The organism is Methylobacterium sp. Ger2507 (assembly GCF_055231875.1).
Genome location: NZ_JBUYVC010000001.1, coordinates 3,357,995 through 3,369,585 on the forward strand (window position 1 = coordinate 3,357,995; position 11,591 = coordinate 3,369,585).

10 protein-coding genes and 1 pseudogene are annotated in these 11,591 nt (G+C 71.3%); 7 read left to right on the plus strand and 4 right to left on the minus strand.

The genetic code is table 11. The features are described from left to right. Positions 1-83 precede the first annotated feature (83 nt). Both ACV7NL_RS15535 and rocF read right to left on the minus strand, forming a co-directional pair. Positions 84-1,313 (minus strand): sensor domain-containing diguanylate cyclase, encoded by a 1,230-nt coding sequence (locus ACV7NL_RS15535; protein ID WP_463356142.1) that lies wholly within the window; start codon positions 1,311-1,313, stop codon positions 84-86. 149 nt (positions 1,314-1,462) lie between these two features. Continuing rightward, positions 1,463-2,392, minus strand: a complete 930-nt coding sequence (rocF, locus tag ACV7NL_RS15540; protein ID WP_463356143.1) for an arginase — start codon at positions 2,390-2,392, stop codon at positions 1,463-1,465. A 381-nt stretch (positions 2,393-2,773) separates the two neighbouring features. On the opposite strand from rocF, the gene ACV7NL_RS15545 reads away from it, so the two are divergent. After that, positions 2,774-3,808, plus strand: a complete 1,035-nt coding sequence (locus tag ACV7NL_RS15545) for a YeiH family protein (protein ID WP_463357139.1) — start codon at positions 2,774-2,776, stop codon at positions 3,806-3,808. A 70-nt stretch (positions 3,809-3,878) separates the two neighbouring features. Here ACV7NL_RS15545 and ACV7NL_RS15550 read toward each other — a convergent pair whose 3' ends face one another. Next, positions 3,879-4,769, minus strand: a complete 891-nt coding sequence (locus ACV7NL_RS15550) for a LysR substrate-binding domain-containing protein (RefSeq protein ID WP_463356144.1) — start codon at positions 4,767-4,769, stop codon at positions 3,879-3,881. 320 nt (positions 4,770-5,089) lie between these two features. On the opposite strand from ACV7NL_RS15550, the gene ACV7NL_RS15555 reads away from it, so the two are divergent. Then, positions 5,090-5,218, plus strand: coding sequence for a hypothetical protein (locus ACV7NL_RS15555; RefSeq protein ID WP_274533541.1), 129 nt, complete (start codon positions 5,090-5,092; stop codon positions 5,216-5,218). A 451-nt stretch (positions 5,219-5,669) separates the two neighbouring features. On the opposite strand, the gene ACV7NL_RS15560 is transcribed toward ACV7NL_RS15555, so the two are convergent. Continuing rightward, complete coding sequence (locus tag ACV7NL_RS15560; RefSeq protein ID WP_056181271.1) at positions 5,670-5,975, minus strand: antibiotic biosynthesis monooxygenase family protein; 306 nt, start codon at positions 5,973-5,975, stop codon at positions 5,670-5,672. Positions 5,976-6,171: 196 nt separating this feature from the next. On the opposite strand from ACV7NL_RS15560, the gene ACV7NL_RS15565 reads away from it, so the two are divergent. The 5 genes and pseudogenes from ACV7NL_RS15565 to ACV7NL_RS15585 all read left to right on the plus strand — a co-directional run bounded on the left by ACV7NL_RS15565 (position 6,172) and on the right by ACV7NL_RS15585 (position 11,535). Continuing rightward, positions 6,172-6,312 carry a hemin uptake protein HemP gene (locus tag ACV7NL_RS15565; protein WP_200935910.1) on the plus strand — a complete coding sequence of 47 codons (141 nt, stop codon included), beginning with the start codon at positions 6,172-6,174 and terminating at the stop codon, positions 6,310-6,312. Beyond that, the gene (locus ACV7NL_RS15570; RefSeq protein ID WP_463356145.1) at positions 6,309-7,262 is read left to right on the plus strand and encodes a heme/hemin ABC transporter substrate-binding protein; all 954 of its coding nucleotides are present in this window, start codon (positions 6,309-6,311) and stop codon (positions 7,260-7,262) included. Before ACV7NL_RS15565 ends, ACV7NL_RS15570 begins: the two co-directional genes overlap by 4 nt. Further along, positions 7,255-8,374: pseudogene (locus ACV7NL_RS15575) on the plus strand (FecCD family ABC transporter permease). Before ACV7NL_RS15570 ends, ACV7NL_RS15575 begins: the two are co-directional and overlap by 8 nt. 91 nt (positions 8,375-8,465) lie before the next feature. Beyond that, positions 8,466-9,227 carry a heme ABC transporter ATP-binding protein gene (locus ACV7NL_RS15580; protein ID WP_463356146.1) on the plus strand — a complete coding sequence of 254 codons (762 nt, stop codon included), beginning with the start codon at positions 8,466-8,468 and terminating at the stop codon, positions 9,225-9,227. A 148-nt stretch (positions 9,228-9,375) separates the two neighbouring features. After that, entirely contained in the window at positions 9,376-11,535 is a 2,160-nt protein-coding gene (locus ACV7NL_RS15585) for a TonB-dependent hemoglobin/transferrin/lactoferrin family receptor (protein WP_463356147.1), read from the plus strand. Positions 11,536-11,591: the final 56 nt, after the last annotated feature.

Consider the following 11,591-nt stretch of genomic DNA (forward strand, 5'->3'; position numbering starts at 1 on the left):
CTTTCCGCCGCCGCACACGTCCCTGTTCTCGGATCGTGCTCCTGGGATCTTGCTCCTGGGATCTTGCCCCTGGGATCTTGCCCTCAGACGAACTCGACTTCGAGCTGTCCCTCGCTCCTGAGCACGATCCGGCACAGGCGGGAGACCTGGTCGGCCCCGATCGCCAGCTTGAAGGTCTCCGGCACGCCGGCCGTGCTGACGATCCGCAAGCCCGCCCCCGTCTCGGACAGGCCGCGCACGGTACAATCGAGGACCGAGCGACCGCCGTTGAAGGTGATCTGGCCCGCCTTCAGCACCCGACGGCGCAGGGGCTGCGACGGGAGCGGGGCGGCAGTCGGCGTCCAGGCCGCGCAGCGGTTCCGCCCCCCGGTCTTGGCGGTGTAGAGGGCGGCATCGGCATGCCCCAAGAGGGCATCGAGGCCGTTCACCGAGGCGTCCAGCGCCGCGACGCCGAAGCTGGCACTCACCCGAAGGGTGCCGGGGGCGGTCGGCACCTGCAGCTGGACGACGGACGCGCGCAGCTTGTCGGCGACGATCATCGCCGCGGCCAGATCGGTGTGCGGCAGAAGAACCGCGAATTCCTCGCCCCCCACCCGGCCAAAAGCGTCGGAGACCCGAAGCCCCCTGCGGCAGCTCTCGGCCACCTCCGACAGGACCCGATCGCCGACCGGGTGGCCGTGCAGGTCGTTGATGGCCTTGAAGTGATCGAGGTCCATCATGATGCAACTCAGGGCGTGGCGATGCCGCAGCGCCAGGTCCAGGGTGCGTTCGCATTCCGCCCGGAAGGCGCCGCGCGACAGGGCGCCCGTGAGACTGTCGGTCATGGCGACGCGACGCAGCTCCAGTTCGCTCATCACGATCTTCGCGAGGTCGGTGAGCGACGCGACCGCATCGTCGGGGAAGGGGCGCGGCCGCGTATCCATGGTGCACAGGGTGCCGATGCTGTGCCCCTGCGGCGTGCGCAACGGCGCACCGGCATAGAACCGGATATGCGGCGCGCCGACCACGAAGGGATTGCGGGCGAAGCGATCGTCGGCGGTGGTATCCGGGACCACGAGGGCGCGCGGCGCGTGCCGCGCGACATCGCAGAGGGCGGGTCCCCTCGGGGTCTCGCAGGCGTCCACGCCCGACCGCGCCTTGAACCACTGGCGATGTCCATCGATGAGCGTGATGGTCGACATCGGCATGTCGAAGATCCGCCGGGTCAGCCGGGTGATGCGGTCGAACACTTCCTCCTGCGGGGTGTCGAGGATGTCGTAGCGATCGAGGGCCGCCAGTCGCTCCTGCTCCTCGAACTGCGCTTCGGCCTGCATGATGCGGTCCCGTTGAATCTTATCGATGCCCGGAATTATCTTAAGACATCTTACGAAAGACCTCACACGAGGTTGGGTAATTTTTTACAATCCTGAGATGCTCCGACTTGATCGGAAAGCCATGCCGAACCGCCCGCCGCGATCCGGCATCAGTAGCTCTGCGTCGGCCGGTCGAGCACGGTCCGGCCCATCAGGCTCGCGGCGAGATCGACCATGAGATGCGCCGTCCGCCCCCGCTCGTCGAGGAAGGGATTGAGTTCGACGAGGTCCAGGCTGCCGACGAGGCGGGAATCGTGCAGCATCTCCATGATCAGGTGGGCCTCGCGGAAGGTCGCGCCGCCCGGCACCGTCGTGCCGACCCCCGGGGCGATGCCGGGGTCCAGGAAATCCACGTCGAGGCTGACATGCAGGCGGCCGCCGGCCGCCGCGACACGGCCGAGGAACGCCCGCAGGGGTGCCACGACCCCGGCCTCGTCGATGCTGCGCATGTCGTGGATCAGGACGCCGGCCTCCAGCACCGCCACGCGCTCCGCCGGATCGAGGCTGCGGGTGCCCATCAGGCAGACGTTGCGCGGGTCGATGGGAGCCGGCGGAACCGGCAGGGAGCCGGCGAAGCCCCGGCGCCCGGTGGCGTAGGCGAGGGGGACTCCGTGCAGGTTGCCGCTCGTCGTGGTGTCGAGGGTGTGGAAATCCGCGTGCGCGTCGAGCCAGAGCACGAAGAGCGGACGCCCTTCCTGGGCCGCCCGGCGGCCGAGTCCCGACAGGGTGCCGGCCGACAGGCTGTGGTCGCCACCGAGGAAGATCGGGAGCGCGTCGGCGCTGTGCGCATAGGCGGCCGCCGCCAGGACCTCGGTCCAGGCCGCGAAGGCCCCGAGATGGCGCAGCGCCCGGTTCGGATGGTCGCGCGCGACGATGGCGGCCGGCGCGAGGTCGCCCGCATCGACGATGTCGAGGCCGAGGCCCGACAGGGTCTCGGCCAGGCCGGCCGCCCGGTAGGCGCTCGGCCCCATGTCGCAGCCCAGGCGACCGGCCCCCTCCTGGACGCGGGCGCCGAGGAGGATGCAGCGTCGGTTCGTCATGCGGTCTCTCGCTTCGCGTCGCCGGAAGGGCCGATCGCGCGCCCTTGCCGAGAAAAGTCCTTTTGCCCCGGATCGCTCTCGAACGAGAATCGGGTCTGCCGACCCTGCAACCCTGCCGGAGCGTCCCTTGCCAGGGACGTGCCGCGATCCGGCACGATCCGCGCTCGATCTTCGTCGAACCCGTCTCTTTTCCGATGACGATCCTGCGGGACGGTCTCGTCGACTCTTTCTTTCATCTCATTTAGAGAACAAAGCCATCTCGACGTTCTGTTGGATCGAATGATAGGGTTATGGGACGGTCCGGGCTTCAACCCGGAGCCGACCATGTCCATCCGTTCCCCACAGGCAGATCGCCACCCGGCCGCCGCGACGCTGCGCCTGATGGTTTCCGGCACTGTGGTTCCCGGCCTCGGGCTCTGCCTCGCGGTCACCGCAGGGGCGATGCTGCTTGAGGCGGCCGAGGTCGCCGTCTTCGGCCGGGCCTGGCTCGAGTCCCTGGTCCTCGCCATCCTGATCGGCACGCTGGTCCGGAGCCTGTGGGTTCCGGCACCGGGCTGGCAGACCGGCATCGCCTTCGGGGCCAAGACCGTCCTGGAGGTCGCCGTGGTGCTGTTGGGCGCCTCGCTCAGCCTGGGCACGCTGTGGGCGGCGGGACCCGGGCTCCTCCTCGGCATCGCGGGGGTCGTGGCGGTCGCGATCGCGTCGAGCTACGGCGTCGGCCGGGCGCTCGGCCTGCACCACCGCATGGCGATGCTGGTGGCCTGCGGCAATTCCATCTGCGGGAATTCGGCCATCGCCGCCACCGCGCCGGTCATCGGGGCCGATGGCGAGGAGGTCGCTGCCGCCATCGCCTTCACGGCGGTGCTCGGCGTGCTGGTCGTCCTGCTGCTGCCGCTGCTCGTGCCGCTGCTCGGCCTCTCGCCGATGCAGTACGGCGTGCTCGCCGGCCTCACGGTCTATGCCGTGCCGCAGGTCCTCGCCGCCACCGCACCCATCGGATTGCTCAGCGTGCAGGTCGGTACCCTGGTCAAGCTCGTGCGGGTTCTGATGCTCGGCCCCGTGGTGCTGGCGCTCTCTTTAAGCCGGCCTCGGCCAGGGCCGGACTCGGGGCCGAATTCGGGACGGGATCGGGCGGAGGGCCGCGTCGCGCTGCACCAGCTGGTGCCGTGGTTCATCCTCGCCTTCCTGGCCCTGGCGGGGCTGCGCTCGGCCGGGCTGATCCCCGAAGCGGCCCTTCCGGCCCTGTCCGGCAGCGCCAACCTCCTCACCGTGGTGTCGATGGCGGCCCTCGGTCTCGGGGTCGATGTCCGGGTCGTGGCGCGGGCCGGCCTGCGGGTGACGTGTGCCGTGATCCTCTCCCTGCTGGCGCTGGGCGCGGTCAGCCTCGGGCTGATCCACGGCCTCGGCATCCTGTAGAGTTTGGCAGGGATCCGTGGAAACCGATTATCCCGACACGACAAACGGAAACGAAAGACTCTCGCCGCCGTCAGGCCTCGGTCGCCGCCGCGATCAGGGCGAGCAGCGCATCCGCCGCGCGGCTGCGATAGCGCGCCCGGTGGCGCAGGACCCGGAAGGGCCGCGACGGCAGGGCGAACGGGGCCCGCACCAGGGTGCCGGCGCCCAGGCCCCCGGAGACCACCGAGGCCGAGAGCACGCTCGCTCCGCCACCGGCCGCGACGGCGGCCTGCACCGCCTCGTTCGAGGGCAGTTCCAGGGCCACCGTGAGGCGGCCGGGCGACAGGCCCTTGGCCTCCAGCGCGGCCTCGAAGGCCGAGCGGGTGCCGGAGCCGGGCTCGCGCAGCACCCACGGCGTCGCCGTGAGATCGTCGAGGCCGATCGCCCGGTCCTCCGCCAAGGGATGCCCGGGCGCCACCACCAGCACCAGGTCGTCCCAGGCCACATCGGCGCTGGCGAGCGCGGGATCGTCGAGCACGCCCTCGACGAAGCCCAGTTCGGCCCGGCCCTCGCGCACGGCAGCGGCCGCGTCCGCCGTGTTGCCCACCTCCAGCCGGATCGCGATCTCGGGATAGGCCCGGCGGAAGGCCACCAGGTGGCGCGGCAGCCAGTGGCTGGCGATGGTCTGGCTCGCCTGGATCGCCAGGGTGCCCCGGCGCAGCCCGCTGAGATCGGCAAGCACCAGCTCGGCCACCTCGGCCCGGGCCAGCACGGCCCGCGCCTCCGCCAGGAAAACCCGGCCGGCCTCGGTCAGCTGGATGCCGCGCCCCACCCGATGGAACAGCTTGGTGGCGTGGCGGCCCTCCAGGGTGGCGATGGCGGTGCTCACCGCCGACTGGACGAGGTTCAGCGCCTCGGCGGCGCGGGTGACGTGCTCGCGCTCGGCCACCGCCACGAAGATCCGCAACTGGTCGAGGGTCATGACGGGAGGTCGAGGGTCATGACGAGAGGTCGAGGTCCATAGCAGGGTCCCTTGCGGACCGCCCGCCCGGGCCCGCGCCACGCTTTATTAACCACTGCGACCCCAGCTTGGCCACGCGCCCGTACCGCCGTCGATCCGCGATACGGGCCGGGGCGGGAGCACGGGACGGAGGCCGAGGACGGCATTCGCGCCGCGATCGCGCCGGCGCGTCGGAAATTCATCGGCCCGTCCTTAATCCCGCCCGTTTCTCCGAGCCCATTGGGAACGGCCGGGATCCTGGAACACGCAGCCGTTGCGGCCTCGGACAAGGAGTCTACCCCATGATCAAAACGCTGCTGGCGCTCTTCACCGTCGCCGCCGTCCTGACGATCCGGGCGTTCCTGAAGCTGCTGTGGCTGCCGTTCCACAGCTTCGGCGGCCTCCTGCGCGGCCGGCCAGCCGCCACCTGATCACCAGACGGGCAGCCGCGGGCGAGCCGCCGCGGCGCCCGCGCCCCGGCAGCATCGGGCCATCCCGCGGGATGAGACCGATCCAGCGGCCCGAATCGATACCCCCGCGGACCCGGCGAGGATCGGAAAGCCGTTCCCAGGCGCCGTCCCCGGACGATCGGCAATGGACCCGCACGCCACGTCGAGACTCCTGATCGGGTCGTCAGACCGTGCCGTCACGACGGCCGCGATCACCGGTCCGACGCGGCGAGATTCATTGACCCGACCTTTCAACGCGACATCGCGCCGTCCTCGAAAGCCAGGCGGCCCCTGAATATCCGGTGCGGGCGCACTTCGGACGCGACCACGAAGGTCCGTCCTCTTGACGCTTCGACCGAACAAAGTCCCAACGGTCGGGCTGCTTCCCCCACCCTGCGGTGCGCGAAGCGCCGCCTCGCCCTGTCCTGCCGGATCAGGCCCGGATGGCTTCGAAGCCCTCGAAGCTCGGGTGCCCGTGGTAGAGGGGATTCGCCGAGGGCAGGCGGCGATGCGCCGCCTGGAATTGCTCCGACTGCGTCCACGCATCGAAATCGGTCCTCGATTGCCAGACGGTGTGCGAGGCGTAGAGCACGTGGTCGTCGGCCTCCGGGCCGCGCAGCAGTTCGAAGGCGACGAAGCCCGCCATCTCGCCGAGGCGGCTGTCGCGAGTGAGCCAGACCTGCTCGAATTCGGCCTGGGCCTCCTTGACGACCTTGAAGCGATTCATGGCGATAAACACGGAAAACCTCTTGGATGATCTGATGAGAGCCGTGCGATAGACCCGCTTGCGATGGCTGTCGAGAATATTTATCAGCATACATGCTCGTCAGCGTTCTTTTTAGTTGTTTTAACTAAAAGACATAGCCTGGAAGTTCGATCCCATGCCTTTCCCGGATGGCGCAAACCCTGCGCCCCACCCAAGCCAGGCCCCCGCGATGCCGAGGCCGCCAGGCGCGCCTGCGGAGGTCAGCACGCAGGCCCTCCTGCGTGGGCAGCGCGAAATCACCATCCTGCACGGAAGCGACCGCTACCGCCTGCGGATCACCGCCAACGACAAGCTGATCCTCACCAAATGACCCGCGCGCCCGCCTCGACCCGCCGCGCCGCGCTCCTCGCCGCCGGCTGCGCGCTGATGGTCCGGCCCGCGCGGGCGGAAGCGCCGCGGGAGGAATCATCACGGGAGGAATCATCCCGGGCGGAGGCATCACGGGCGGAGGCATCACGGGCAGAGGCGCCGGCCGTCCGCATCGCCTCCCTGGGGGGCGCCGTGACCGAGATCCTGTGGGCTCTCGGGGCCGCTCCGCGCATCGCCGTCGTCGACACCACCAGCCTCTATCCGGCCGAGGTCCAGCGGCTGAAGCCGAATGCCGGCTACCTGCGGGCGCTCTCCGCCGAGGGTCTGCTCTCCGTGGCGCCCGATCTCGTCATCGCCGCCGAGGGGGCGGGCCCCCCGGCCGTGCTCGCCCTGGTGGCGGAAGCGGGCGTACCGGTACGCTGGGTTCGGGAACCGCCCTCCGCCGAGGGGGTGCTGGAGAAGATCCGGCAGGTGGGCCGCCTTGCGGGGCTCGCGGCGGAGGCCGGCGGCCTCGCGCAGGCGGTGGCGGACCGCTTCACCGCCCTGGCGCAGGCGCGCCGCCGGGTCGAGCACCCGATCCCGGCCCTCGTCATTCTCTCCCTCGCCCATGGCCGGGTGATGGTCGGCGGGCGCAACTCCGCAGCGGACGGCATCCTGAAGCTCGCCGGGCTTCGCAACGCGGCCGCCGACCTCGAGGGCTTCAAGCCGATCACCGACGAGGCGATCGTGGCGGCCGCTCCGGATCTCGTCGTGATGATGGCGCCGGAGGGCACCCCGCCGACTCCGGAGACGGTGTTCGCGCCCGGAACCGCCCTGGGCCGGACCCCGGCGGCGGCCGCCCACGCGCTGGTGATCCTGGACGGGCTCACGCTCCTGGGATTCGGGCCGCGCACGCCCGAGGCGGCGGACACCCTGATGCGGCGCGCCTATCCGGACCTCCGGCATGGCTGAGGCGCGGGCCGCGAGGCCGTCCGGCGCGCGCAGGCCCGGCCTCGTCGTCTGGGCGATCCTCGGCCTGGTCCTCGCAGGCGCCGTGCTGATGTCCCTCGGCCTCGGCGCGGTCTCCATTCCTCCGGGCCGCGTCGCCGCAATTCTGCTGCATGGGGGAGGGGAGCCCGGCGGTGGCGATACCGGCGCCGCCCGCGATGCCCTGGTGATCCTCAACATCCGCCTGCCGCGCACCCTCCTGGGCCTCCTGGTGGGCGCGGGCCTCGCGGTGTCCGGCGCCCTGATGCAGGGCCTGTTCCGGAACCCGCTCGCCGACCCCGCCCTCGTCGGCGTCTCGGCCGGGTCCGGCCTCGGCGCCGCGACGGTGATCGTCCTCGGCGATCGCCTGCGCGCCGCCCTCGGCCTCGCCGGCCCGCTGCCCGATGCGATCCTTCCTGAAGCGATCCTGCCTGAAGCGATCCTGCCCGCCGCCGCGTTCCTGGGCGGGCTCGCCGCGACCCTCGCGCTCTACGTCGTGGCTTCCCGGGCCGGGCGGACCTCGGTGGCGACCCTGCTCCTGGCCGGGATCGCCCTGGCGGCCCTGGCCAGCGCACTCACCGGCCTCCTGGTCTATGCCAGCGACGACCGGCAGCTTGCGCGATCTCACCTTCTGGCTGCTGGGCAGCCTCGGCGGAGCCACCTGGGCCAAGGTCCTGGCGAGCGCCCTCGCGATCCTGCCCGTCCTCGTCCTCGTGCCCTGGCTCGGGCGCGGGCTCAACGCCCTCGTGCTCGGCGAGGCCGAGGCCTTCCATCTCGGGATCGCGGTGGAACGGCTGAAGCGCCGCGTCATCCTGCTGGTCGCCCTGGCGGTGGGCGCGGGGGTCGCGGCAGCCGGCGTCATCGGCTTCGTCGGGCTCGTGGTGCCCCATGCCCTGCGCCTCCTCATCGGCCCGGAGCATCGCCGGCTGCTGCCCGCCTGCGCCGTCCTCGGCGGGACGCTGCTGGTGCTGGCGGACGTGGCGGCCCGCCTCGTGGTGGCGCCGGCCGAACTGCCGATCGGCATCGTCACGGCGCTCGTCGGCGCGCCCGCCTTCCTGTGGCTCCTGCTGGGCCGGTCGAGCGTGGCGCATGACTGAGCCCGCCCTGCTCGTCGGCCGCGGCCTGTCCTATGCGGCGGGCGGGCGGCGCCTGGTGGAGGCGGCCGATTTCTAGGCCGAACCCGGAACGGTGCAGGTCATCGTCGGCCCCAACGGCGCCGGCAAATCCACCCTGCTGCGGCTCCTCAGCGGCGAATTGCGGCCCCTGGCCGGCAGCCTCGCCTATGCGGGCGAACCGGCGGCAGAGATCCCGCCCTGGCGCCTCGCGACCCTGCGGGCGGTGATGCCGCAGGCGACGCGGCTGGCCTTCCCGTTCGCCGCCGCCGAGGTGGCGCGGATCGGCCTCGACGGCATCGGCCGCCGCCTCGACCGCCGGACCCGCGACGCGCTCCTGGCCGACGCGCTCCGGCGGGCGGACGTCACCCACCTGGCGGACCGGACCTACGCGACGCTGTCCGGCGGCGAGCAGGCCCGGGTGCAGTTCGCCCGCGCCCTGTGCCAGATCGCGGCCGGGCGAACGGTGGCGCCGCGGCAGGTGCTCTTCCTGGACGAGCCGACGGCGAGCCTCGATCTGCGCCACCAGACGGGACTGCTCGAGGCCGCCGCGCGGGTCGCCGCCGAGGGGGCCGCCGTGGTGGCGATCCTGCACGACCTCAACCTCGCGGCGGCCTATGCCGACCTCCTTCTGGTGATGGAGGCCGGACGGATCGTCGCCCGCGGCCCGCCGGCCGCGGTGATCCGGGACGATCTCCTGGCGCGGGTGTTCGGCGTGCCGTGGCGGGTCGGCCAGCTGCCGGAGCCCGGCCAGCCCTTCGTGCTGCCGCCGCGGCGTATGGCGGGAATGTCACAAGCACCCTTGGAATCAAGCGGATCTGGAATCCCTGCAGACTGACCCGCTGGCAGATCCGAATGCTTCCAGACTCAGGGCCGACACGGTCGCTTGACCCATCCCGGACCGGACCGCAGACCACCCGGACATCAGCCAGCCAGCCCTCCGCCAGCCAGCCAACGGTTCCCCTGCGCTCTGGGCGGATGCACCCATGTCTCGACTGTCTCACCGTGCCTGGCTGGCGCTCGGCGTCTCGATGACGGCGCTCGGCGCGGCGCAGGCACAGGACGCGACCTCGGCGCAGAGCCTGGCGCCGGCCCGGAGGGGGCCGCCCGGGGCCGATATCAGCCTCGACACCATCTCGGTCACCGCGACGAAGACCCCGGGCCGCGCGGTCGACGCCCTCTCGGGCACGAGCGTGGTCACCCGGGAGCAGATCGACCGCATCCAGCCGAGCCGCCTCTCGGAGGTGCTGCGCGACGTCCCCGGCGTCACCACGCAGGAGAACCCGAGCGATCCGGCCCAGGCGATCAACATCCGGGGCCTGCAGGATTTCGGGCGCGTCAACGTCCTGATCGACGGCGCGCGCCAGGACTTCCAGACCTCGGGCCACAGCGCCAACGGCGTGTTCTACCTCGATCCCGAACTGGTCGGCGGCGTCGACATCACCCGGGGTCCGACCGCCACCATCTACGGCTCGGGCGCGATCGGCGGCGTCGCGTCTTTCCGGACCCGGTCGATCGACGACATCCTGGCCCCCGACGAGACGGCCGGCGCCGTGCAGAAGCAGGGCTTCGGCACCAACGGCCAGCGCTTCGTGAACGCGACCGCGCTCGGCGCCCGCATCGGAACGGCGGCCGACGTGTTCGGGCAGTTCGTGTTCCGCAACAACGGCCCCTACCGCGAGGGCTTCGGCACGACGGTGCCGGACACCGGCAACGAACTGTCCGCGGGCCTCGCCAAGATCAATATCCGGCCCGCCGACGGCCACGAGATCAGCGGCACGGCCCTGTTGCAGCGCTTCGACTTCACCAATGCAGGCCCCAACAACGCCGGTGCGCGCTTCGCCAACGCGGTGCAGGCCGACACCTATACGCTGGGCTATCGATTCGCCCGGCCGGACGTGCCCCTGATCGATGTCAGCCTCAAGGGCTACGCCACCACCACGCATAACGACCTGACCTACCTGCAGGACACCGCGAGCGGCCTCTACGGCCGCCTCGGCACCCGGGCGGGCGACCGCATCACCTACGACCTCGAGACCACGGGCTTCGACGCCCACAACACGGCCCGCTTCGACACAGGGCCCTTGCGCCACGCCCTCACGGTCGGCGGCGATCTGGTTCAGAATCGTGTGCGCACCAGCGACCGGGCCGGCGGCTTCGGCGGCGCCTTCACGCCCTCGGGGTCGCGCACCCTCGCCGGCGCCTTCGTGCAGGACGAGATCCGCTACGCCGACTGGCTCCGGGTGATCGGTGCTTTGCGCTACGACACCTACACGCTGTCGGGGGGCGCCTATCGCTCCAGCGGCGACCGGGTCTCGCCCAAGATCACCGTGGGGGTCTCGCCCTTCGCCGGCATCGAGGTCTACGGCACCTACGCCGAGGGCTACCGCGCGCCCTCGATCACCGAGACGCTGGTCCAGGGCATCCACCCCTTCCCGGCCTTCAGCATCCTGCCGAACCCGGCCCTGCGCCCGGAGGTGGCCCGCACGGTCGAGGGCGGCGTCAACCTGAGATACAACGAGGTGCTGGTCCCCGGCGACGTGTTCCGCGCCAAGCTCAACGTCTTCCAGAATGAGATCGACGACTTCATCAACATGGAGGCGGTGGGACCGACCTACTTCGTGCCCGCCCTCGCGGGCATCCCGGCCTCGATCTGCGCCCGGATTCCGGGGCGCTTCCCCTGCGTCATCCCGGTCCAGTCGTTCCAGTACCTCAACATCGCGCAGGGCGAGCTCTCGGGGGTCGAGCTCGAGGGCGCCTACGATTGGGGTGGCGGCTTCGTCTCCCTCGCGGCCACCCACACCGAGGGCCGCGACAGGGCCACCCGCCAGACCCTCCTCACCGTGCCGCCCGACCGGATCAGCACCACCCTGGGCCTGCGCTTCCTCGACGACCGCCTGACCGTCGGCTCCCGCCTGAACCTCGTCGACGCCCGCACCGACGTCCCGCCCGGCGCCACCATCCTGGCGACCAAGGCCTACGCGCTGGTGGATTTCTTCGCCTCCTACCGGGTCAACGACCGGATCAAGGCGGATTTCATCCTGCAGAACGCCTTCGACAAGCGCTACACCCAGTACCTCAACGCCTTGCCGAACCCCGGCCTCGTCGCCAAGGCGGCGATCAGCATCACGTTCGCGACCCGGTGACGACCGTCATCGACGCTGGGACTGGGGTTGGGGTTGGGTCCGGGGTCAACCGGGAA

Excerpts from the sequence above, each read along its gene's own strand:
- ACV7NL_RS15535 (WP_463356142.1), bottom strand. The coding sequence starts at position 1,313 with ATGCAGGCCGAAGCGCAGTTCGAGGAGCAGGAGCGACTGGCGGCCCTC.
- rocF (WP_463356143.1), bottom strand. The coding sequence starts at position 2,392 with ATGACGAACCGACGCTGCATCCTCCTCGGCGCCCGCGTCCAGGAGGGG.
- ACV7NL_RS15545 (WP_463357139.1), top strand. The coding sequence starts at position 2,774 with ATGGTTTCCGGCACTGTGGTTCCCGGCCTCGGGCTCTGCCTCGCGGTC.
- ACV7NL_RS15550 (WP_463356144.1), bottom strand. The coding sequence starts at position 4,769 with ATGACCCTCGACCAGTTGCGGATCTTCGTGGCGGTGGCCGAGCGCGAG.
- ACV7NL_RS15555 (WP_274533541.1), top strand. The coding sequence starts at position 5,090 with ATGATCAAAACGCTGCTGGCGCTCTTCACCGTCGCCGCCGTCCTGACG.
- ACV7NL_RS15565 (WP_200935910.1), top strand. The coding sequence starts at position 6,172 with ATGCCGAGGCCGCCAGGCGCGCCTGCGGAGGTCAGCACGCAGGCCCTC.
- ACV7NL_RS15570 (WP_463356145.1), top strand. The coding sequence starts at position 6,309 with ATGACCCGCGCGCCCGCCTCGACCCGCCGCGCCGCGCTCCTCGCCGCC.
- ACV7NL_RS15585 (WP_463356147.1), top strand. The coding sequence starts at position 9,376 with ATGTCTCGACTGTCTCACCGTGCCTGGCTGGCGCTCGGCGTCTCGATG.